Origin of the sequence: Neisseria sp. RH3002v2g (genome assembly GCF_014596425.2) — a bacterium.
Classification (GTDB): Bacteria; Pseudomonadota; Gammaproteobacteria; order Burkholderiales; family Neisseriaceae; genus Neisseria.
Genome location: NZ_CP110721.1, coordinates 1,301,718 through 1,324,115 on the forward strand (window position 1 = coordinate 1,301,718; position 22,398 = coordinate 1,324,115).

19 protein-coding genes are annotated in these 22,398 nt (G+C 51.1%); 12 read left to right on the forward strand and 7 right to left on the reverse strand.

Translation table 11 applies throughout. The annotated features are described in order from the left end of the window. Positions 1 to 23 precede the first annotated feature (23 nt). Both tehB and BBP27_RS06225 read right to left on the reverse strand, forming a co-directional pair. The gene (tehB, locus tag BBP27_RS06220) at positions 24 to 893 is read right to left on the reverse strand and encodes an SAM-dependent methyltransferase TehB (RefSeq protein WP_188211387.1); all 870 of its coding nucleotides are present in this window, start codon (positions 891 to 893) and stop codon (positions 24 to 26) included. Positions 894 to 905: 12 nt separating this feature from the next. Beyond that, on the reverse strand, positions 906 to 1,295 hold the full coding sequence (locus BBP27_RS06225) for a PH domain-containing protein (RefSeq protein ID WP_070849306.1): 390 nt from the start codon (positions 1,293 to 1,295) through the stop codon (positions 906 to 908). Positions 1,296 to 1,415: 120 nt separating this feature from the next. Between BBP27_RS06225 and rnhA the strand changes: the two genes are divergently transcribed. From rnhA to BBP27_RS06245, 4 genes are all read left to right on the forward strand, one after another. Continuing rightward, positions 1,416 to 1,853, forward strand: a complete 438-nt coding sequence (rnhA, locus tag BBP27_RS06230; protein WP_188211386.1) for a ribonuclease HI — start codon at positions 1,416 to 1,418, stop codon at positions 1,851 to 1,853. Between the two features lie 10 nt (positions 1,854 to 1,863). Beyond that, a complete protein-coding gene (locus tag BBP27_RS06235; RefSeq protein ID WP_188211385.1) occupies positions 1,864 to 2,178 on the forward strand; it encodes a hypothetical protein in 315 nt (104 codons plus the stop codon). Beyond that, positions 2,175 to 2,573, forward strand: a complete 399-nt coding sequence (locus BBP27_RS06240) for an HIT family protein (protein ID WP_036491586.1) — start codon at positions 2,175 to 2,177, stop codon at positions 2,571 to 2,573. The genes BBP27_RS06235 and BBP27_RS06240 overlap by 4 nt, the downstream gene beginning before the upstream one ends. A 74-nt stretch (positions 2,574 to 2,647) precedes the next feature. Then, positions 2,648 to 3,841, forward strand: a complete 1,194-nt coding sequence (locus tag BBP27_RS06245; protein ID WP_188211384.1) for an LD-carboxypeptidase — start codon at positions 2,648 to 2,650, stop codon at positions 3,839 to 3,841. Between the two features lie 63 nt (positions 3,842 to 3,904). Here the strand turns inward: BBP27_RS06245 and serC are convergent, their stop codons facing one another. Beyond that, a complete protein-coding gene (gene serC, locus BBP27_RS06250) occupies positions 3,905 to 5,011 on the reverse strand; it encodes a phosphoserine transaminase (RefSeq protein WP_188211383.1) in 1,107 nt (368 codons plus the stop codon). 343 nt (positions 5,012 to 5,354) lie between these two features. On the opposite strand from serC, the gene rimP reads away from it, so the two are divergent. The 5 genes from rimP (at position 5,355) to BBP27_RS06275 (ending at position 13,976) form a co-directional block, all read left to right on the forward strand. Next, positions 5,355 to 5,786, forward strand: a complete 432-nt coding sequence (gene rimP / locus BBP27_RS06255) for a ribosome maturation factor RimP (protein ID WP_003745685.1) — start codon at positions 5,355 to 5,357, stop codon at positions 5,784 to 5,786. Between the two features lie 27 nt (positions 5,787 to 5,813). After that, entirely contained in the window at positions 5,814 to 7,319 is a 1,506-nt protein-coding gene (gene nusA / locus BBP27_RS06260; RefSeq protein ID WP_188211382.1) for a transcription termination factor NusA, read from the forward strand. A gap of 11 nt (positions 7,320 to 7,330) precedes the next feature. After that, positions 7,331 to 10,219 (forward strand): translation initiation factor IF-2, encoded by a 2,889-nt coding sequence (gene infB, locus BBP27_RS06265; RefSeq protein WP_188211381.1) that lies wholly within the window; start codon positions 7,331 to 7,333, stop codon positions 10,217 to 10,219. A 349-nt stretch (positions 10,220 to 10,568) separates the two neighbouring features. Further along, positions 10,569 to 13,307 carry a calcium-binding protein gene (locus tag BBP27_RS06270; protein ID WP_188211380.1) on the forward strand — a complete coding sequence of 913 codons (2,739 nt, stop codon included), beginning with the start codon at positions 10,569 to 10,571 and terminating at the stop codon, positions 13,305 to 13,307. A 111-nt stretch (positions 13,308 to 13,418) separates the two neighbouring features. After that, a complete protein-coding gene (locus BBP27_RS06275; protein ID WP_188211379.1) occupies positions 13,419 to 13,976 on the forward strand; it encodes a nitroreductase family protein in 558 nt (185 codons plus the stop codon). Between the two features lie 79 nt (positions 13,977 to 14,055). Here BBP27_RS06275 and BBP27_RS06280 read toward each other — a convergent pair whose 3' ends face one another. From BBP27_RS06280 to yajC, 4 genes are all read right to left on the reverse strand, one after another. Continuing rightward, entirely contained in the window at positions 14,056 to 14,937 is an 882-nt protein-coding gene (locus tag BBP27_RS06280) for a carbohydrate kinase family protein (RefSeq protein ID WP_188211378.1), read from the reverse strand. A 324-nt stretch (positions 14,938 to 15,261) separates the two neighbouring features. Next, a complete protein-coding gene (gene secF, locus BBP27_RS06285) occupies positions 15,262 to 16,197 on the reverse strand; it encodes a protein translocase subunit SecF (protein ID WP_003686183.1) in 936 nt (311 codons plus the stop codon). Positions 16,198 to 16,200: 3 nt separating this feature from the next. After that, positions 16,201 to 18,054, reverse strand: coding sequence for a protein translocase subunit SecD (gene secD, locus BBP27_RS06290; protein ID WP_003745673.1), 1,854 nt, complete (start codon positions 18,052 to 18,054; stop codon positions 16,201 to 16,203). A 75-nt stretch (positions 18,055 to 18,129) separates the two neighbouring features. After that, the gene (yajC, locus tag BBP27_RS06295) at positions 18,130 to 18,396 is read right to left on the reverse strand and encodes a preprotein translocase subunit YajC (protein ID WP_003675720.1); all 267 of its coding nucleotides are present in this window, start codon (positions 18,394 to 18,396) and stop codon (positions 18,130 to 18,132) included. Between the two features lie 177 nt (positions 18,397 to 18,573). On the opposite strand from yajC, the gene BBP27_RS06300 reads away from it, so the two are divergent. The 3 genes from BBP27_RS06300 (at position 18,574) to BBP27_RS06310 (ending at position 22,191) form a co-directional block, all read left to right on the forward strand. Further along, positions 18,574 to 19,632 carry a histone deacetylase family protein gene (locus tag BBP27_RS06300; protein WP_070823211.1) on the forward strand — a complete coding sequence of 353 codons (1,059 nt, stop codon included), beginning with the start codon at positions 18,574 to 18,576 and terminating at the stop codon, positions 19,630 to 19,632. Between the two features lie 233 nt (positions 19,633 to 19,865). After that, the gene (locus BBP27_RS06305) at positions 19,866 to 20,930 is read left to right on the forward strand and encodes a 2,3-butanediol dehydrogenase (protein ID WP_003745670.1); all 1,065 of its coding nucleotides are present in this window, start codon (positions 19,866 to 19,868) and stop codon (positions 20,928 to 20,930) included. Between the two features lie 118 nt (positions 20,931 to 21,048). Then, positions 21,049 to 22,191, forward strand: coding sequence for an NADH-dependent flavin oxidoreductase (locus BBP27_RS06310; RefSeq protein WP_188211377.1), 1,143 nt, complete (start codon positions 21,049 to 21,051; stop codon positions 22,189 to 22,191). Positions 22,192 to 22,398 lie beyond the last annotated feature (207 nt).

Consider the following 22,398-nt stretch of genomic DNA (forward strand, 5'->3'; position numbering starts at 1 on the left):
ACGGCCTTTTGACGGCAAAACCTTTATTGCGGTTTCTTCGCCAGCATGGTAACGAATTTAAACTGAATCGGATTGCCGAATTCGTCTTTCGCGTGCATCGAGCCCAGCTCTTCCTTGTATTCCACCAATTCCCAATCCTTATAGTATTCGCGCAACTCGCCCTCGCCAAACTTGAACGGGAACGGCATCGGGCAAGGGAAATCTTCCGTATCCATCGCAGAAACAATCAGGTTGTAGCCGCCGGGGTTGGTATGTTCCTTCATATTGGCAATCACGTCAGGAACATAATGCGGCATCAGGAACATAAACACCACGGTCGCCACCATATAATCAAAGTTTTCCTGAATATTGGCGGCGTTGAGGTCGTATTCAAACGCACGGACATTCAACTCTTCAATACGCGCCAGCTCTTCCACGTTTTGAACCGCATGGGGATTATTATCGACAGCGGTAACGTCAAAACCTTTCAAACCCAGATACAGCGCATTGCGCCCCTGGCCGCAGCCCATATCCAAAACCTTGCCGACGGGCACGATGCCTTCGGCGGCGCGGACGGCCGAATGTGTCGCGCTCATGCCGTATTTCTTATTGAAATAGTCCGCCGCCTCGCAGTAAAACGACAGTTGGATTTCCGTGTCTTGCGTTTGCGGCGCAATAAAGTGCCATGCTTGCGGATGAATAATCCAATCGCCGCTCTCAGGCGTCAGCTCATGTGTGGCCGTAATATTGCCCGCTTCGTCCAATTCATTGAAGTTCAGACGGCCTTGGAGGACATTGAGACAGCCCCAGGTACCAGCGGCGGTATTGTGTTTGGACAACAAGGCTTCGGGAATCTCGTCCGCCGTCCACACCGGCATCTGTTTGTAACAAAACAATTCTTGCTGTTCGCTCATCATATTTCCTTTCTATTTTGACGGTTTCAACACAGCTTCTGCCAAAGCTTTTTGAATGGCAATCACGCTCTTGTCGCTTTTAAACTGCAAGGTTTCGGTTGGCGCCTCGCTAGAAGAAATCCAAATCTTCAGCTCGGCATCCAAATCGAAATGACCCGAGGTTTCCACAGAAAAGCGCGATACGGAACGATACGGAATCGAACGGTAAGACACTTTCTTGCCGGTCAAACCCTGCTTGTCCACCAACACCAGCCGATATTCGGTAAACACAATCAAATCGCGCACCAGGCTGAATGCCATTCTTACCTGTTCGCCATCAATCAGGATATTCGCCAAATCGCGTTCCACCGCATCGGTGTCTTTTTGCGAAGCATTGCCCAAAAGGCCGCTGAACAATCCCATATCTGCCTGCTTTCTATACGAGTGATAAAGTGCAGGGTATTTTACACGCGCAAACCGTATTTGCCGATATTTCAGACGGCCTTATGTTATGATACCGCCTTATTCGACAAAGACATGCCCATGGATAAACCCGTTTACCTCTACACAGACGGCGCATGCAAAGGCAATCCCGGCGCAGGCGGCTGGGGAGTGTTTATGCGCTACGGCACGCACGAAAAAGAACTGTTCGGCGGCGAGGCCGAAACCACCAACAACCGCATGGAGCTGACCGCCGTCATCGAAGGCCTGAAATCCTTAAAACGCCGCTGCCAAGTCATCATCTGCACCGACTCGCAATACGTCAAAAACGGCATGGAAAGCTGGATACACGGTTGGAAAAAAAACGGCTGGAAAACCGCCGCCAAAAAACCGGTTAAAAACGATGATTTATGGAAAGAGCTGGATAGTTTGGTTCAACAGCACGATGTCCGCTGGACGTGGGTAAAAGGCCATGCCGGACACCCAGAAAACGAAAAAGCCGACGAGCTTGCCAACCGAGGCGCAGCAAAATTTTTATAACACTTCACCCATGACTGTACTCAAATATCTCAAACCATTCTTTTGGATTGCTATCATTGCATTGATTTATGTGACGCCAAAAGCACTTATGTTCGCCTATTCGCCCTTTCATGATGTCAATGATTATTTTAACTTTGGATTGTGCGATCACATTGAGAGTGCCGAAGAATGTGACGACTTAATCACGCCTTCCTATTTATTTTGGTGGTTTATACCCAAACCGTGGCTTTTCGCATTCATCACGCTGACTGCTATTTACCTCATTCTAAAAATCCTGATTGAAATCATCCGATTCCTATTCAGACTGAGAAAGAAAAACCCATGACCTGCCCTATCTGCACTGCCGACAACGAAGATATTTTGCTGCAAACGCCAAACCTGCGCGTCATCGCCGTTCACAACGAAGCCGGCGCACCGGCATTCTGCCGCGTTATTTGGAATAACCATGTTTCCGAGATGACCGACCTTTCCCCTGCCGAACGCAACGAAATCATGGAAATGGTGTATCAGGTTGAAGCCGCAATGCGCCAAGTCTTCCGCCCGGCCAAAATCAATTTGGCCAGCCTCGGCAATGTTGTACCCCATCTGCATTGGCACGTCATCGCCCGCTTTGAAAACGACGCTAACTTCCCCGCGCCGATTTGGGCCGCACCCGTACGCGAACACGGCATGACCCTGCCCGAAAATTGGCCGCAACAAATCAAAAACTTAATCGCTTAAACTTTCAGACGGCCTGCAAGGCCCGACATGCCAAGCTTCAGGCCATCTGAACATATAACGAAAGGAAAACCTCAATGACTTCCACCACGCGCCGCCATTTCCTGCGCACCTGCTCTGCCGCGGCAGGCGCAGGGTTGTTGCAAGCCTGCGGTACAGGCACGACCACCACACCGCAAACCAAAACCACTTCCACCACCGCGAAAGCCCAAACCGTGCAACCTAAGCAACCCCATCCGCCACGTTCCGGCGACAACCTCCTGCGCGTTGTTGCGCCGTCAGGCTTCGCCGAAGACCCCAACCGCGTAACCACCGGCCTGACCCGCCTCTACAATGCAGGCTTTACCGTGACCAACCAACAAGCAGGCAGCCGCCGTTACCAACGCTTTGCCGGCAGCGACACCCAACGCGCCGCCGACTTCCAAGACGTTGCCGTCGGCCGTGTCGAAACGCCTAAAGTCTTGATGGGCCTACGCGGCGGCTATGGCGCGGCACGCATCCTGCCACAAATCGACTTCGCCTCACTCGGTGCCAGAATGCGCGAACGCGGCACATTGTTCTTCGGTTTCAGCGACGTTTGCGCCGTCCAACTCGCCCTGTTGGCCAAAGGCAATATGATGAGCTTTGCAGGCCCGATGGTGTACAGCGAATTCGGCAAAGCAGACCCCAGCGTCTTTACCATGGATTCATTCATCCGCGGCACGACCAACAACGTCAACATCGTTGATGTTCCGACCATCCAACGCGCCGATGTCAACGTCGAAGGCACATTGTGGGGCGGCAACCTCAGCGTTCTCGCTTCCCTCGCCGGTACGCCTTACATGCCCGATATTCAAGGCGGCATCCTCTTTATCGAAGACGTCAGCGAGCAGCCTTACCGCATCGAGCGTATGCTCAATACGCTTTATTTGTCAGGTGTTTTGCAAAAACAACGCGCCATCATCTTCGGCGATTTCCGCATGGGCACCATCCGTGACGCGTACGATTCCAGCTACGACTTCTCCGCCGTCGTCAACCACATTTCGCGCACCGCCAAGATTCCTGTGTTGACCGGTTTCCCATTCGGCCACATCACCAACAAAACCACTTTCCCATTGGGCGCACATGCCAAAGTCCGCAGTACCGGCAACGGCGGTTATTCCGTAACCTTCAGCGGCTACCCGACGCTGAACCCGTCCGCGCTGACACTTGACAACCTGCTGCCGCCTCCCGTGCCGACTTACGACAGCACCATCTACCGCGACAGCATTACTGAAGAAGTGACCGAATAAGGCTTGTTTAAATCAAAAGGCCGTCTGAAACCCAGTTTCAGACGGCCTTTTTATATCTTCATCTTAACCGTAACGTCGTTGGAATTCTTTCATAAATTCGGCCAACGCATTCACACCTTCAAGCGGCATCGCATTGTAAATGCTGGCGCGCATACCGCCGACGGTTTTATAACCCTTGAGCAGGCACAAGCCCTGCAACTCGGCTTCCAACACAAAGCGGCGGTCCAGATCTTCGCTTGCGGTTTTGAAGACCACGTTCATTTTGGAACGCGCATCAGGATGAATATCATTGATGTAAAAACCGCCGCTGCCGTCTATCGCCTCATACAAGGTTTGCGCTTTCATTCGATTGACCGCTTCAATTTTTTTCACACCGCCCTGCGTTTGCAGCCAGCGGAACACCAAGCCCGACATATAAATCGCATAGGTGGACGGCGTGTTGTACATACCGTCGCGGTTGATGTGCGAACGGTAGTTGAACACATCGGGAATATCGTTCGGACAACGCTCCAGCAAATCCTCGCGGATAATGACCACGGTCGCACCGGCAGGGCCGATATTTTTTTGCGCGCCGGCATAAATCAGGCCGTAATCGGATACATTAAACTCACGCGACAAAATCTCGCTCGACATATCGCACACCAGCGGCGGCAGGCCGTCTGAAAGTTTGGGGACGTTTTGATACTGCAAGCCGTTTACGGTTTCATTAATCGCAAAATGAACAAACGCAGAATTCGGGTTGACATCCCAATCCTCAACCGCAGGCAGGTTTTTATAGGCATATTGCTCGCCGCCATGCGCGGCCAAACGGATTTCGGCATTGCTCAACCGACTCATCTGTTCATAGGCAATACGGCTCCAGTTGCCCGTTACCACCGCGTCGGCAGTCGCAAAACCGTGCGCCAAATTCATGGCCACCATATTGAATTGTGTGGTCGCACCGCCCTGTAAAAACAGGATTTTATAGTTGGACGGAATATTCAAAAGCTGGCGCAAGTCTTGTTCGGCATGATGCAGAATACTCAAAAACATATCCGAACGGTGGCTCATCGCCATCACGGGGAAACCCGTACCGTTGTAGTCGAGCATTTCCTGTTGCGCGGTACGCAATACGGCTTCCGGCAATACGGCAGGACCTGCGGAAAAATTATAAATCGGGTGTGCGGACATAGCGGCCATCTTTCTTATTCGGAGGGTATGAAGAAATTGTAGAACCGCCTTGCACATTGTGCAAGCACGAAAAATCAGGAAATCCAAGGCCGTCTGAAAACAAAGCAATACCAATTCTTTGTTTTCCAAAATAATTTCGGAAACACCACATCAAAACTTGTCAACAATTTCCTTTTCAGACGGCCTCATCCCAATCTCTTCCATTTAAGCAATCACTTCAAAAAATCCACACCAAATCAATGCTTTTCTTTTATCTGGAAAACAGTTATAATAGGCCAATTTTTCAAATCACACGAAAAATGGCCGCGCGGCCATTTTTTTGTTTATGTACTTCTGGAGAAGCATGGATATTCAAAGCATTCTTGATAAAACCCTGCCCGGCTTGGGCTACGAGCTGGTCGATTTTGAACTGACCGCGCAAGGCGATTTGCGCATTTTCATTGATAAAGAAGGCGGCATCACCGTCGAAGACTGCGCCACTGTCAGCAACCATCTGAGCCGCGTGTTCATGGTTGAAGACATCGACTACAAACGCTTGGAAATCTCCAGCCCTGGCCTTGACCGACCGTTGAAAAAAGCCGCCGATTTCGTGCGCTTTGCCGGCCAAAACGCCAAAATCAAAACACGCCTGCCGATTGATGGTCAGAAAAACTTCATCGGCCGCATCGAATCTTGCGAAAACGACATCGTTACCGTCTCTTTCGACGGCAAAACTGCCCAAATCGAATTGAGCAACATCGACAAAGCCCGTTTGCGCCCCGAATTTAAATTTTAAAAACCGATTACTTGGAGATTCTAGAAAATGAGTCGCGAAATGTTACAGCTGGCCGAAGCGCTGGCAAGTGAAAAAAACGTTGAAACGGAAGTCGTATTCAAAGCCCTTGAATTCGCCCTCTCTACTGCCGCCAAGAAAAAAGCCGACCGCGAGCACATGGACGTGCGCGTCGAAATCGACCGCGATACCGGCGAATACCAAACCTTCCGCCGCTGGCTGATTGTTGCCGATGAAGACTATACCTACCCCGACGTAGAAAAAACCATCGAGGAAATCCAAGAAGAAATTCCCGGCACCACCATCCAAATCGGCGAATACTACGAAGAGCAGCTGCCAAACGAAGGCTTCGGCCGCCAAGCCGCGCAAACTGCCAAACAAATCATCCTGCAACGCATCCGTGATGCGGAGCGCGAGCAAAACCTGAACGAGTTCCTCGCTTCTAAAGAAGACATCGTTTCCGGTACGGTAAAACGCGTCGAGCGCCACGGCATCATCGTTGAAGTCGTAGCAGGCAAACTTGACGCACTGATTCCACGCGAAGAAATGATTCCGCGCGAAAACTTCCGCAGCGGCGACCGTATCCGCGCCCTCTTCCTGCGTGTGGACGAAATCGGCAATACCGGCCGCAAACAAGTCATTTTGAGCCGTACCAGCGGCGACTTCTTGGCCAAACTCTACGCCAACGAAGTGCCTGAAATTGCAGACGGCCTGTTGGAAATCCGCGAAGTAGCACGCGACCCCGGCCAACGCGCTAAAGTTGCCGTTAAAGCCAACGACCAACGCATCGACCCACAAGGTACTTGTATCGGCGTGCGCGGTTCCCGTGTTAACGCCGTGAGCAACGAATTGTCCGGCGAACGCATCGACATCGTTTTGTGGTCTCCAGAGCCAGCCCAATTCGTGATGAACGCGCTGTCTCCTGCCGAAGTGAGCCGCATCGTGATTGACGAAGACAAACACGCCGTTGACGTGATTGTTGATGAAAACCAACTGGCGCTGGCCATCGGCCGCGGCGGTCAAAACGTCCGCCTGGCTTCCATCCTGACCGGCTGGCAGCTGAACATCATGACCGTTGAAGAAGCCGACGAGCGCAATGCCGCCGAAGACGCGGTTATCCGCAACCTCTTCACCACCCACTTGAACATCGACGACGAAACCGCCGATATTTTGGTTGAAGAAGGTTTTGCCACATTGGAAGAAGTGGCTTACGTTCCGGCGGCAGAATTGCTCGCCATCGAAGGCTTTGACGAAGAAATCGTTGAAACCCTGCGCAACCGCGCACGCGACGCCATCCTGACCATGACCATCGCGGCAGAAGAAAAACTGGGCGAAGTGTCTGAAGACATGCGCAATCTGGACGGCATAGATTCCGATATGTTGCGCAAGCTTGCCGAAGCAGGCGTGACCCAACGCGATGATCTGGCCGAATTGTCTGTTGACGAATTGGTCGAAATTACCGGTGTTGACGAAGAAGAAGCCAAAAAAGTGATTTTGGCTGCACGCGAACACTGGTTTACTGAAGAAAACAACTAAGGGGGTACTGAATGAGTAATACAACCGTAGCACAATTTGCCGCCGAACTAAACCGCCCCGTCGATGATTTGCTTAAACAATTGAAAGAAGCCGGCGTCAACAAAAACAGCGGTAATGACAGCCTGACCACTGACGACAAACAATTGCTGACCGCTTACCTGCAAAAGAAAAACGGCAGCAACAGCGGCACCATCAGCATCCGCCGCAAAAAAACCGAAGTTAGCACCGTTGACGGCGTAAAAGTGGAAACACGCCGCCGCAGCCGTGCCGTTACCATTCCTTCTTCCGAAGAATTGGCCGCGGAAGCCAAAGCCAAAGTAGCGGCTGAAAACCAAAAAGCCGAAGCAGAAAAAGCAGCCGCAAAAGCTGCCGAAGAAAAAGCCAAAGCTGAAGCAGAAGCAGCCGCAAAAGCCGAAGCCCGCGCCAAAGCAGAGGCCGAAGCAGCCAGACTGAAAGCAGCCAAAGCCGCACCAAAAGCAGAAAGCAAGCCTGCCGAAGCCAAAAAAGAAGAAGCCGAACCGGTTGAAGCCGCAGAAGCTAAAGTAGAAGCCAAAGCAGACAACAAGCCGTCTGAAAAATCCGTTGAAGCTGAAAAACCGGCCGAAGCCAAAAAACCTGCCAAAGCCAAACAAGACAAAGGCGGTAAAGGCAAAGAAGCGAAAAAGGCAGCCAAACCTGCCGCGCCTGCCGTACCGCAACCTGTCGTCAGCGAGGAAGAACAGGCTCAACGCGATGAAGAAGCCCGCCGTGCCGCCGCACTGCGTGCGCATCAAGAGGCTTTGTTGAAAGAAAAACAAGAGCGTCAAGCACGCCGCGAAGCCATGAAACAACAGGCCGAGCAAGAAGCAAAATCTGCCAAAGAAGCCAAATCCAAATCAGGCGAACGCAACAAATCTGCCGAGAAAACCAAAGCCCCATCCGGTGAAGGCAAATCCGAACACAACGTGCGCAATAAAAAAGACGACCGCCGTGATCGTGACGAAGAGAACCAAGGCCGCAACGCCAAAGGCAAAGGCGGCAAAGGCGGTCGTGACCGCAACAATGCGCGCAACGGCGACGACGAGCGCGTACGCAGCGGTAAAAAAGGCAAGAAACTCAAACTCGAGCCGAACCAACACGCCTTCCAAGCACCGACCGAACCTGTCGTACACGAAGTCTTGGTTCCCGAAACCATTACCGTTGCCGATTTGGCGCACAAAATGGCCGTTAAAGGCGTCGAAGTGGTCAAGGCCCTGATGAAAATGGGCATGATGGTCACCATCAACCAATCCATCGACCAAGACACCGCCCTGATTGTGGTAGAAGAACTCGGCCACATCGGTAAACCTGCCGCCGCCGACGATCCCGAAGCATTCTTGGATGAAGGCGTGGAAGCCGTGGAAGCCGAAGCATTGCCGCGTCCGCCGGTGGTTACCGTCATGGGTCACGTTGACCACGGTAAAACTTCCCTGCTGGACTACATCCGCCGTGCCAAAGTGGTACAAGGCGAAGCGGGCGGCATTACCCAACACATCGGTGCATACCACGTTGAAACCCCGCGCGGCGTGATTACCTTCTTGGATACTCCGGGTCACGAAGCGTTTACCGCCATGCGTGCGCGCGGTGCGAAAGCAACCGACATCGTGATTCTTGTGGTCGCAGCCGACGATGGCGTGATGCCGCAAACCATCGAGGCGATTGCCCACGCCAAAGCCGCAGGCGTGCCGATAGTAGTTGCCGTCAACAAAATCGATAAAGAAGCCGCCAATCCAGAGCGCATCCGCCAAGAGTTGACCGCGCACGAAGTCGTGCCAGACGAATGGGGCGGCGATGTACAATTTATCGACGTTTCCGCCAAAAAAGGCATCAATATCGATGCCTTGCTCGAAGCCGTCTTGCTCGAAGCCGAGGTATTGGAACTGACTGCCCCTGTCGATGCACCAGCCAAAGGTATCATCGTTGAGGCACGTTTGGACAAAGGCCGCGGCGCGGTTGCCACCCTCTTGGTGCAAAGCGGTACGCTGAAAAAAGGCGATATGCTGCTGGCCGGTACTGCATTCGGTAAAATCCGTGCAATGGTTGACGAAAACGGCAAAGCCATCAATGAAGCCGGACCGTCTATCCCTGTCGAAATCCTCGGCTTGTCCGACGTACCGAATGCAGGCGAAGATGCAATGGTATTGGCCGATGAGAAAAAAGCGCGCGAAATCGCCCTCTTCCGTCAAGGCAAATACCGCGACGTGCGCTTGGCCAAACAACAGGCCGCGAAACTGGAAAACATGTTCAACAACATGGGCGAAAACCAAGCCCAATCCTTGTCCGTCATCATCAAAGCAGACGTACAAGGTTCTTACGAAGCTTTGGCGGGCAGCCTGAAAAAACTGTCCACCGACGAAGTGAAAGTGAACGTGTTGCACAGCGGCGTGGGCGGCATTACCGAATCAGATGTCAACTTGGCCATCGCTTCCGGCGCATTCATCATCGGCTTTAACGTCCGTGCAGATGCTTCCGCACGCAAACTGGCTGAAAATGAAAACGTGGAAATCCGTTACTACAACATCATTTACGATGCCATCGACGACGTGAAAGCCGCCATGAGCGGTATGCTCTCTCCGGAAGAGAAAGAGCAAGTCACCGGTACGGTTGAAATCCGTCAGGTTATCTCCGTTTCCAAAGTCGGCAATATTGCAGGCTGTATGGTTACCGACGGCGTGGTCAAACGCGATTCCCATGTCCGCCTCATCCGCAACAACGTGGTCATCCATACCGGCGAACTGTCTTCTTTGAAACGCTACAAAGACGACGTCAAAGAAGTCCGCATGGGCTTCGAATGTGGTCTGATGATCAAAGGCTACAACGAGATTATGGAAGGCGACCAACTCGAATGTTTCGACATCGTCGAAGTTGCCCGTACGCTGTAATCAGACAGGCCGTCTGAAAAATCAGAAGCAGGTTTTGCAATGCGAAACCTGCTTCTTTTTTTCAGACGGCCTTTTTACACTCTTCATAGTTTGAAACTATAGAAATCAATGTGTGGTATAGAAGGCACAAAACAATCAAACAGGGCAAAACCATTTAGTAAAAGAAGGGACGGCAAACACGGCCCGACAAGGCTCTCTAATTATTGTCATATCTTAATGTTTTTGTTGTTTTTATCAAATTTCGGCACTAGTATATATAGCCTAAACACAATACAAATTAAGCAATACCGGACATATGCCGGATACGTTTACTTCCTTGTTACTCTCATCAATATCTAAAGAAAATATCATGACAACCGAAAAAGCAACCCGCATCTGCAATGCGCAATTTGAATTACGACATGCAGAGCAATTACAACCTCCCCCCCTTGCCCAAACAACCACAGGCACGCCCGGGGATGACGTTTATTATGTCACCCGCAGCGACGATACAATCATTGAAGACCCAAACGGCGGCGATGATACGGTTTACAGCAACGTCAGCTATACCCTCCCCAACTACGTTGAAAACCTTGTTTTGACCGGTTCGGCCAACATCTTCGGCGCAGGCAACAACAGCAACAACATCCTCATCGGCAATGAAGGCCGCAACCGACTCAACAGCGGGCGCGGCGACGACATCGTTTACGGCGGCGGCGGCAACGATTTCATCAACGGCGGCGAAGGCAACGACCGTCTTTTCGGCGAAGCAGGCAATGACACCCTCAACGGCGAAGCAGGCAACGATGTGCTTGAAGGTGGCGAAGGCGACGATACCTACCTTTTCTCTGCCAAAAGCGAACAAGACACCGTCATCGACGACCAAGGTCACAACAGTATCCGCTTCCATACCGACCTGAGCCTTAACGATTTAACCGTCGAAGTCCGAAACAACGAAACCGGCGGTCAAGACTGGCTGATTGCCGTGAAAAACAGCAATGCCGTTTTAACCATCCAAAACCAATACACGCAAAACGGTACAACGCCGGCAGTCTCCCAATTCATCATCGGCACACAAAAACTGGATGTGAACAGCTTTGCCAAATATTTTGACCTTTCCCTAGCAGGTCATACCGAAAGCGGCCGGACCATCGATGGCAGCGACGGTAATGACCACCTAATCGGCACATCCGGCGACGATATTATCGACGGCAAAGCCGGTGCCGACACCATGGAAGGCAGGGACGGCAATGACACTTACTATGTTGATAACGCAAAAGACGTGGTGATTGAACAAGCTGGTGGCGGCGAAGACACCGTATTCAGCAGCATTTCATATACTGCCGCCACCCACGTTGAAAATGTTACCTTGACCGGCACAGCCAATATTTTTGCCGCCGGCAACAACAGCAATAACATCCTGACCGGCAACGAAGGCCGCAACCGCCTCAATAGCGGACGCGGTGATGATACCGTTTACGGCATGGGCGGCAACGACAACCTCAATGGCGGCGACGGCAACGATTATCTGGATGGCGGCGACGGCAATGATGCCATCAATGGCGATGCTGGCGATGATGTTTTGGTGGGCGGCAACGGCAAAGACATCCTGAAAGGCGGCGCCGGAAACGATACCTATATCTACGGCGACAACGATACCATTATTGACAACCAAGGCATCAATACCCTCAAGTTTTCAGACGGCCTGAACAATGCCAAGCTCAACCTGAAGACCATTCATAACGACGACGGCAGCCAAAGCTGGGAAATTACGTCGGAGCAAGGTTCAGCCCTGATTCAAAACCAAATCGGCGCAGATGGCAGCATTTCCATCGACCGTTTCCAGTTCAGCGACCAAACCTACACTGCCACGCAGTTCCAACAAGCCTTCCAAGCGCTGAAGGCCGAAGCCATCAAATTTGTCGGTACAAACAGCGACGATACCTTGCATGGCGATGCAGGCAACAATGAAATCGACGGCGGCAATGACGGCCGCGACATCCTCTATGGCCACGACGGCGATGACATCTTGCGCGAACACAGCGAAACCTATTACGGCAACGAACCCGCTTCCGACGATAAACTCTACGGCGGCAACGGTAACGACAAACTTTATGCCCATGTAGGTGCCGACTTACTCGACGGCGGCGCAGGCAATGATTATCTGGAAGGCGGCGAACACAACGACACCTATGTTTTCGGAAAAGGTTACGGACACGACACCATTTTCGACTACAACTTCGGTTTCGACAACGAGGCCGGCCTGCACACGCTCAACGCCAACACCGTGAAATTTAGCGGCGGCATTACCATTGACGACCTTGAAATTACCGTTGAAAAAGGTTACGACAAAACCGGGATTGCCGACCTGCCCGACAGCAACCAATTTGTATCTCCTCCCCTGCTGGATGGCGACACTTGGCATATCCGCATCAAAGGCACAGACGATGTTTTGACCATCAAAAACCAAAGCGGTATCTATGGGGCGATTTCCGAGTTTCAGTTTGACGGCAATACCTCATACAGCACGGGCGAGCTGATCAACCACTTCAAACTGTCTATCCCGCACATGATCGGCAACAAAAACATCGTCCAATACACCGGCCAACCCGTTGAAGAACTCAACCGGGATGTGTACAACAACTTCAACCACACCATCCATGCCGATAGCGACAACAGCGATTTAGATTTGTCGCGTTACACTTCTGTTGTCGAATACAGGGGCAACCGCAGCGATGAAACCATTACTTTGGGCCGAGGCATCAACATCGTTGATACGGCCGGCGGCAACGACACCATTACCGATCCTGGTGCCGACAACACCGTTATCATGTTTGGCAGAAACAGCGGCAACGACACCTTTAATCCGTATGGAGGCAGCGATACCCAAGTCCGTTTTAAAGAAGGGCTGACGCTGAAAGATTTACAGTTGAAAACCGGCGATGATTGGGTCTTAACCATCAAAGATACAGGCGAAACCCTGACCATCCATGATATTGCCAACAATAATATCGACAGCTTTGTATTTGAAAGCGGTAAGAGCTACACCGCCGACGAACTCAGCAAAGCACTGATTACTGAAAATACGCAAAACAACGGTATCCTGTAAAACCAAAAGGCCGTCTGGAACCTGAATTCAGACGGCCTCAGTCTTTTGCTGATTTATTTATCTTTCCGCTATATAATTATTCTCATTCAAGTTCACAAGAAAGAATAAAACATGGATGCCTTAAATCTCCTGACCACACGTCGCTCTTCCAAAAAACTGACGGCTCCGGCACCCAATGCCGAGCAACTGGAACAAATGCTGCAAGCGGCAACCCAAGTGCCCGATCACGGCAATATGCGCCCCTACCGCTTTACCGTTATTCAAAGCGAGGCCGGCTTGGAACGTTTCCGCGGGCTTTTGAGCAAGACCGTTACCGAACTCAACTTCGGCGATGACGCCATGAAAAAAGCCGAACGCGTCGGCAACATGGCGCCCATGATTATCGGCGTTACATTCGTGCCAAACCGTGAAGTGGCAAAACCCAAACCCGAATGGGAGCAAATGCTGACCGCCGGATGCGCCGCCTACGCATTGCAACTGGCCGCATCAGCCCAGGGCTTCGACAATGTTTGGATTACTGGCATGTGGGTCAACAGCCCATTGTTGCGCGAAGCATTTGAGTGTACCGACAAAGACAAAATCATCGGTCTGATGATGATTGGTTCGCCGACCGAAGAAGGCAGCGGCCCGAAAAATACCAACCTGGAATGCTTTACCACTTATTGGTAAAGCCTAAAAACACTCAGGCCGTCTGAAAACCTGATTTAATGTTTTTTCAGACGGCCTTTTTATATCTATTATCGAAGCATCAAGCCGGATTCATAAATGCTTCAATTTCTTCCAAAGAAATATCCGCCGTTGCACCATGACGCGAAGCAACCAACGCGCCCAACGCACAAGCAAAAGTAATGGCTTCTTGAGGAGGCGCATTGTTCAACAATTTGTAAGTCAAACCGCCAAGAAAGCTGTCGCCCGAGCCGACAGTATCCACCACTTTAACGCGGAAACCGCAATGACGGTACATCTCGCCGTCCTTATACAAAACCGCACCATAGCTGCCCAAAGTCACACACAAGATTTTGACACCGGTCAGCTTAACAAGATAGCCGATATTTTGTTCGATACTGTGATAAGGAGAGCCGTAAGCCGCAGCCAACTCATACAGCTCATCGTCATTGAGTTTGACCATATCTGACTGTTTCATGGTCTCCAACAAGCGGTCAATATCGTAATGCGGCTTACGCAGATTAACGTCAAAAATTTTGAATTTGGCTTCTTTCAATAAAGCGTCCAAGCTTTTACGCGAAACCTCGTCACGGGTTGCCAAGCTGCCGAAAACGAACGCATCGGATTCCGCCACTCGCTTGATTGCCGCATTATTATTCGCAATTCTGTCCCACGCGCAAGGATAAACAATCTCATAAGACGCACTGCCGCACTTGTCCAAATGCACTTTTACCAAACTGGTCGCGCATTCGTGGCAAACCTGCAAATAATCAGTATTGACGTTTTTGCTTTGGACCTGGCGCAGCAATTCCTCGCCGTCGGCATCATCACCGCGACGGCTGATGATGGCAGCATCGATACCTAAAGACTGCAAACGGACAGCAACATTCAAGGGCGCGCCACCCAATACTTTTCCGTTTGGAAAATCGTCCCACAGCACTTCGCCGAAACTGGTTACTTTCATTCTTAACCTTCCTTATTTGAGGTTGATTGGCAGGGTCTGCACACCCGACAGATTTTTTTAAATCATGTACTTGTAGTAAAACTCCAGTACTGGGGGCAAAAGTATTATGTTTTAAAATATTGGCACTGACAAGCAATTAAGGGCATATCAGACAATAAACTTGATTCATCACAAAATTATATCGTCCATATTTTTTTCTTTTTCTTTCACATTTATCCCCTCTGATTTCATCAAAATAAAACATTCTGAAATTTAAATACAAAAGGCCGTCTGAAAACTGATTCAATCAATTTTCAGACGGCCTTTACTGAATTATTGCAGTGTTTAGACTACAACCTCTTCTTTTTTCTTCACTTCTTTGGCAATGTTCTCACGGCTCAAACCAAACATTAGCAAGAGCGGGCTGGCAACCAATACGGAAGAGTAAATACCGAACACGATACCGATGGTCAGCGCCATAGAGAAACCGTGCAAGGCCGCTCCGCCGAACACCAGCATAGAAACAACCATTGCCTCGGTCGAACCGTGGGTAATGATGGTACGGCTCATGGTGGCGGTAATCGCGTTGTCGATGACCTCCGGCACAGTATGACCGCGCATATGCGGCTTACGGAAGTTTTCACGAATACGGTCAAACACCACCACGGATTCGTTCACGGAATAACCCAAAACTGCCAAAATACCTGCCAAGACAGTCAATGAGAATTCCCATTGGAAGAAGGCGAAACAGCCGAGAATGATCACGATATCGTGCATATTCGCAATAATCGCCGATACTGCAAAACGCCACTCAAAACGCATGGACAAGTAAATAATAATACCTGCCACCACGAAACCTAATGCCATCAAACCGTTAGTGACCAATTCTTCGCCGACTTGAGGACCGATGAATTCGACTTGGCGCAAGGTAACGTCAGGATTGTCTTTTTTCAGCAAATCCATCACTTGGTTGGACAACTGGGCGGAGGTTACTCCTTCTTTGTTCGGCAGGCGGATCATGATGTGCTTGTTCGTACCCAATGCCTGAACCTGTACATCGCCCATTTTCAGCGTATCGAGGCGTTCGCGTGTTTTATTCACATCAACACCCTGCTGATATTGGACTTCCATCACCGTACCGCCGGTAAATTCGACGGAGAAATTCAGGCCTTTGGTTACCAAAAAGAACACGGCGGCAATAAACGTAACCAACGAAATAAAAGTCGTCAGTTTGCCGTAGCTCATAAACGGAATATCGCGTTTGATTTTAAATAATTCCATGTTTTACTCCTTGCCTTCTGCCATTTCAGCTTTCGGCTTCCATACCGAACCGATGGAAATATTTTGCAATTTGCGACGGCGGCCGTACCACAGGTTGACCAAAGCACGGAACACGACCACGGATGAATACATCGAAGTCAGAATACCGATACAGTGTACAACCGCAAAACCGCGTACCGGGCCGGAACCGAATACCAACAAAGCGATACCGGCAATCAGAGAGGTCAAGTTGGAGTCGACAATGGTTGCCCAAGCGTGTTGGAAACCGAGGTTGATGGCCTGCTGCGGTGCGACACCGGCACGCAATTCCTCACGGATACGTTCATTAATCAACACGTTGGAGTCAATCGCCATACCCAAGGTCAAGGCCAAGGCGGCAATACCCGGCAAGGTCAGCGTTGCCTGCATGGCAGACAAAATACCCACCAAAAACAAGATATTGGTACTCAAGGCAATGGTAGAGAAGAAACCCATCAAGCGGTAGTAAATCACCATGAATGCAGCAACAGCGGCAAAGCCCCACAAGGTAGAGTGGAAACCTTTTTCAATGTTTTCTTTACCCAAAGACGGGCCGATGGTACGTTCTTCGACAATCTGCATCGGCGCGGCCAGCGAACCGGCACGCAGCAACAATGAAGTATCGTTGGCTTCGGCTGTCGTCATGCTGCCGGAAATCTCCACGCGGCCGCCGGTAATGGCGGCACGGATGACAGGCGCGGTAACGACTTCGGATTTACCTTGGTCGATCAACACCATAGCCATACGTTTACCCACATTGGCCGAAGTCAATTCGCCAAAAATGCTACCGCCCGCACTATCTAGGCTCAGGCTCACGGCAGGCGCGCCCATTTGGTCAAAGCTAGGTTGCGCGTCGTTGATGTTGTCGCCGGTCAGTTCAACTTGTTTGTTGACCAAGATAGTTTCCGGATGATCGCCACCGCTTGACAGCAATTCGTAACCGGTCGGCACATTGCCGTTTAAAGCTTCTTGCAATTTGATCGGATCGTCTTCCACCATACGCACTTCCAAAGTTGCGGTACGGCCGATAATGTCTTTGGCTTTGGCAGTATCTTGCACGCCCGGCAGCTGTACGACAATACGGTCAAGGCCGGATTGTTGGATAACCGGTTCGGCTACGCCCAATTCGTTCACACGGTTGTGCAACGTATTGATGTTTTGTTTAACCGCATCAGAACGTACTTTATTGATTGCCTCTTCAGACAAAGTCAGCACGATATTGTTGCCGTCCGGCAGCAGCGTGGCTTCAGGGAACAATTTTTGCAACTGAGGCAAGGCTTTTTGTACATCGGCAGCATCTTGCAGAGGCACGGTCAGACCGTTTTCAGTCTGATGCACCGTGCCGGTACGGATTTTTTCGCGGCGCAATTCGCGGCGGATGTCGCCGGAATAACGTTCAAACGTTTTCTGCATCGCGGCTTTCATGTCCACCTGCATGGTGAAATGCACGCCGCCGCGCAAGTCCAGACCCAGGAACATCGGATTGGCTTTGATTTTCGCCATCCACTCAGGGCTGTCTGCCAACAGGTTGAGCGCGGTAATATAGCCCTCGCCCAAAGTATTTTCGATGACGTCGCGCGCTTTCAATTGCGTTTCGGTATCTTTGAAACGCACTTTCAGCGAGTTGTCGACGATGAACATACCATCAGTCTGAATACCCGCCTGTTTCAGCGCGGCATCCACTTTAGACTGGGTTTGATCGTTGATCACGATGGCTTGTCGGTTGGTCGATACCTGTACAGCAGGCGTTTCACCGAAAAGGTTGGGCAGCGAGTAAACAGCCGCAACCACAATCGTGAACGCAATCAGCAGGTATTTCCATAAAGGATAACGGTTCATGGTAAACCTTTGCTTTATTTATAAAGGCAAACAGCCGCGCTCGGAAAATGAGGCGGCTTTTTGCAAAAAAACGGATTATTCGGCTTTCGCGGCAATCGCGTTGCGCTCAACTTCCACTTCGATTTTCGCACCTTGGCCGATGTCGACAGTGTAGAATTGCTCGCCGACTTTGGTCACGCGACCTTTGAAACCTGCCGCCAAAACGACTTTATCGCCGACTTTCAAAGCGGCCAACATCGCTTGGTGCGCTTTGAATTTCTTTTGTTGAGGACGCATAATCAGGAAGTAAAACACCACCATGATCAGCACTAAAGGGGCAAATTGAGCCACTGCTTGATTCATAATATATCCGTTCTTTCAAGTTTTAGATTAAGTAAAAAACTGCACACTGCAATCAAACACATTGGTTGGACTGCAAAATTGAGCTATTCTAAAGGCCGTCTGAAAAATTTCCAAGTATTTCCGTATTTATTAACCATATTTAGCAGTCTTTACGACTTGTCCGACACATACTGTTCCATGTTCAAAAAAATCCTTTGGCGCATCAGTACTCGCCTGCGCCGTTTGTTTGGCAAAAACGCCCGCACCGTATGGATTTCGCATCCGATATTCCTACAGCACCAGCCGGGGCCCAACCATCCCGACAGGCCCGAACGCATCAGCGCCATTCAAACCGCCTTAAAACAAGAAGGCATTTGGCGTCGCCTGCAAACCGCCGAAGCACCGGAAATCAAAGATGCGCAGCTGGCATTGGTCCACTCGCGCAACTATCTGCACGAGTTGGAAGCCGCCCAGCCGCTCCCCGGTAAAATCCACCGTATCGACGACGATACCGTCATCTGCCACGACTCCCTCCAAGCCGCCCGTTTTGCGGCCGGCGCCGTCGTCAAGGCAGTCGATATGGTGATGAACAAAAAGGCCTGGCATGCTTTTTGCGCCATCCGCCCGCCAGGCCACCATGCCCACAGCAACAGCGCCGGCGGCTTTTGCCTGATCAACAACGTTGCCGCCGGCGTGATGCACGCCATTGCCCAATACCGCCTGCAACGCATCGCCGTCATCGATTTTGACGTCCACTTCGGCGACGGTACGGCGGAGATTCTCCAAGACGATCCGCGCGTGATGTTTTTCAACCTGTTTGAAACCGACATCTTCCCCTTCCCTCAGGCGGAACAATACGCCGGCAATAAGAATATGCTGCATACGCCCCTAAAACCGGGCACAGGCAGCCGTATCTTCCGTACGACCATCCGCGAACAATGGCTGCCCAAGCTCACGGCCTTCCGCCCCGAGTTGGTGTTGCTTTCGGCAGGTTTTGACGGGCATAAACAAGACGAAACAGGCCGTCTGAACCTGCATGAAGCCGACTTTGCCTGGCTGACGCACAAAATCGTCCAAGCAACGGCAAGCTGCCAGGGACGCGTCGTTTCCGTACTGGAGGGCGGCTATACCTTGGAATCCATGTCTAAATCCGCCGCCGCCCACATCCGCGTATTGGCGGGCTTGAGCAAGGCCGACTACGTCATCGCCTACCAAAAACATTTGAAGCGCGGCAAAAGTAACAATCCTACACCATAACGCATTCAAACCATTGACCCCAGACCGTCTGAAAACAGATCATCCATTTCAGACGGCCTTTTTTTCATTTACAAACTTTAATTTGAGCAAAGACAAACCATTTCCATATTATCAGTAGTAAAATAACAAACATAAAACATATCAATAAAAATACTTCACACGCCACACTGCTTCCCTTTCCCCAATTGACCGTCTTTTTCAGACGGCCTCCACTTTAAAAAAGGAGCGTTACAATGAAAGCAGCACGTTTTTACAACAAAGGCGACATCCGTATCGAAGACATTCCCGAGCCAACCGTCGCTCCGGGTACTGTCGGCATCAATGTTGCTTGGTGCGGTATCTGCGGTACCGACCTGCACGAATTCATGGAAGGCCCGATTTTCATTCCGCCTTGCGGCCATCCGCACCCAATCTCCGGCGAGTCTGCGCCAGTAACTATGGGTCACGAGTTCTCCGGCGTGGTTTATGCCGTAGGCGAAGGCGTGGACGACATCAAAGTCGGCCAACACGTTGTGGTCGAACCCTACATCATCCGCGACGACGTACCGACCGGCGAAGGCAGCAACTACCACCTCTCCAAAGACATGAACTTCATCGGCTTGGGCGGCTGCGGTGGCGGCTTGTCTGAAAAAATCGCCGTCAAACGCCGTTGGGTGCACCCTATTTCCGACAAAATCCCATTAGACCAAGCTGCTTTGATTGAGCCTCTGTCTGTCGGCCACCATGCTTATGTACGCAGTGGCGCGAAAGAAGGCGACGTCGCATTGGTCGGCGGTGCAGGCCCAATCGGTTTGCTGTTGGCTGCCGTACTGAAAGCCAAAGGCATCAAAGTCATCATCACCGAATTGAGCAAAGCGCGCAAAGACAAAGCACGCGAAGCCGGTGTGGCCGACTACATCCTTGACCCGTCCGAAGTCGATGTCGTTGAAGAAGTGAAAAAACTGACCAACGGCGAAGGCGTAGATGTCGCATTCGAATGCACCAGCGTGAACAAAGTGCTGGACACCATGGTCGAAGCCTGCCGTCCGACTGCGAAAGTCGTCATCGTATCCATTTGGAGCCACCCCGCTACCATCAACGTCCACAGCGTTGTGATGAAAGAGCTGGACGTACGCGGTACCATCGCCTACTGCAACGACCACGCCGAAACCATCAAATTGGTTGAAGAAGGCAAAATCAACCTTGAGCCTTTCATCACCCAACGCATCAAACTGGACGAATTGATTTCCGAAGGCTTCGAGCGCTTGATCCACAACAACGAATCCGCAGTAAAAATCATTGTTAATCCTAATCTTTAATCCTAAGGCTTAAAGAATAAACAGGCCGTCTGAAACTTTTCAGACGGCCTGTTTACTTGATAATTTCCCGAATGGCCCAACTCTCTGCCAACTATTCACTTATCAAGAGCAAAATCTCATGAATCCAAAATATGCCCCACTCTTTCAAACATACACCCTCAATAACGGCGTAACCATCAAAAACCGCCTTGTCGTCGCCCCCATGACCCATTTCGGCTCACAAGCCGACGGTTTGATCAGCGACCAAGAGCGCACCTTCCTCAGCAACCGCGCAGGCGATATGGGCCTGTTTATCACTGCCGCCACTTTGGTTCAAAAAGACGGCAAAGCCTTTCACGGCCAACCTGAAGCCACAGGTGAACACTGCCTCGACAGCCTGAAAGAAACCGCACAAATCCTGCGACAACAAGGTACAAAAGCGATTTTGCAAATCCATCACGGCGGTTCCAAAGCCATTGATGACCTTTTGGACGGTCTCGACAAAATCAGCGCGTCCGCCAGCGAGGAAGAAGGTGCGCGTGAAGCGAGTGCCGCAGAAGTGGAAGAACTCATCGCTTCCTTCGCCCAAGCCGCCGATTTGGCGCTTCGCGCCGGTTTTGACGGCGTGGAAATCCACGGCGCGAACGGCTATTTAATCCAACAGTTTTACTCTGCCCAAAGCAACCGCCGCAACGACCAATGGGGCGGCAGCTTGGAAAACAGAATGCGCTTCCCACTGGCCGTTGTCGATGCCGTGGTTGCCGTCCGTGAAAAACACCAGCGCGACGACTTCATTATCGGCTACCGCTTCTCCCCCGAAGAACCGGGCGATGACGGCTTAACCATGACCGAAACCGGCGCACTGATTGACGCATTGGTACAAAAACCGCTGCAATATCTGCACGTTTCCCTGTGGGAATTTGATAAAAAAATCCGTCGCGGCGGCGATACCGCCCAAACCCGTATGCAGTTTATCCACGAACGCATCAACGGCAAACTGCCGCTTATCGGCGTGGGCAACCTGTTTACCGCCGACCAAATTTTGGCCGCCTATGAAACCGGCTGGGCAGAATTTATCGCCTTGGGCAAAACCGTGATGATTAATCCGCACATCGCCACGCAAATCCGCGAAGGCCGCGAAGCTGAAATTGAAACGCAACTCGACCCGACACGCGCCGACCATTACGGCCTCCCCGACACCTTGTGGGGATTTGCCTCCAGCGGTACGCAATCATGGCTGCCGCCGGTAAAAGGCGCGGAATGGAAACCGATGGATATTTAATCATCGATTCATAACCGAAGGCCGTCTGAAACTTTTCAGACGGCCTTTGGTTTGGTGCAAACATTGAATTATCAAGCATTTTTTTGTACAATTCCGCATCTTTCAATCTATTGCAGGGCGTGTTGCACACGCCCTTATTTTAGCCTGTTTCCCAACACCCATATCCTTCAGGCCGTCTGAAAAAGCGGCCTGAAACTTTTTGCAAAG

Coding starts and splice junctions, on each gene's coding strand:
- tehB (WP_188211387.1), bottom strand. CDS start 893: ATGAGCGAACAGCAAGAATTGTTTTGTTACAAACAGATGCCGGTGTGG.
- BBP27_RS06225 (WP_070849306.1), bottom strand. CDS start 1,295: ATGGGATTGTTCAGCGGCCTTTTGGGCAATGCTTCGCAAAAAGACACC.
- rnhA (WP_188211386.1), top strand. CDS start 1,416: ATGGATAAACCCGTTTACCTCTACACAGACGGCGCATGCAAAGGCAAT.
- BBP27_RS06235 (WP_188211385.1), top strand. CDS start 1,864: ATGACTGTACTCAAATATCTCAAACCATTCTTTTGGATTGCTATCATT.
- BBP27_RS06240 (WP_036491586.1), top strand. CDS start 2,175: ATGACCTGCCCTATCTGCACTGCCGACAACGAAGATATTTTGCTGCAA.
- BBP27_RS06245 (WP_188211384.1), top strand. CDS start 2,648: ATGACTTCCACCACGCGCCGCCATTTCCTGCGCACCTGCTCTGCCGCG.
- serC (WP_188211383.1), bottom strand. CDS start 5,011: ATGTCCGCACACCCGATTTATAATTTTTCCGCAGGTCCTGCCGTATTG.
- rimP (WP_003745685.1), top strand. CDS start 5,355: ATGGATATTCAAAGCATTCTTGATAAAACCCTGCCCGGCTTGGGCTAC.
- nusA (WP_188211382.1), top strand. CDS start 5,814: ATGAGTCGCGAAATGTTACAGCTGGCCGAAGCGCTGGCAAGTGAAAAA.
- infB (WP_188211381.1), top strand. CDS start 7,331: ATGAGTAATACAACCGTAGCACAATTTGCCGCCGAACTAAACCGCCCC.
- BBP27_RS06270 (WP_188211380.1), top strand. CDS start 10,569: ATGACAACCGAAAAAGCAACCCGCATCTGCAATGCGCAATTTGAATTA.
- BBP27_RS06275 (WP_188211379.1), top strand. CDS start 13,419: ATGGATGCCTTAAATCTCCTGACCACACGTCGCTCTTCCAAAAAACTG.
- BBP27_RS06280 (WP_188211378.1), bottom strand. CDS start 14,937: ATGAAAGTAACCAGTTTCGGCGAAGTGCTGTGGGACGATTTTCCAAAC.
- secF (WP_003686183.1), bottom strand. CDS start 16,197: ATGGAATTATTTAAAATCAAACGCGATATTCCGTTTATGAGCTACGGC.
- secD (WP_003745673.1), bottom strand. CDS start 18,054: ATGAACCGTTATCCTTTATGGAAATACCTGCTGATTGCGTTCACGATT.
- yajC (WP_003675720.1), bottom strand. CDS start 18,396: ATGAATCAAGCAGTGGCTCAATTTGCCCCTTTAGTGCTGATCATGGTG.
- BBP27_RS06300 (WP_070823211.1), top strand. CDS start 18,574: ATGTTCAAAAAAATCCTTTGGCGCATCAGTACTCGCCTGCGCCGTTTG.
- BBP27_RS06305 (WP_003745670.1), top strand. CDS start 19,866: ATGAAAGCAGCACGTTTTTACAACAAAGGCGACATCCGTATCGAAGAC.
- BBP27_RS06310 (WP_188211377.1), top strand. CDS start 21,049: ATGAATCCAAAATATGCCCCACTCTTTCAAACATACACCCTCAATAAC.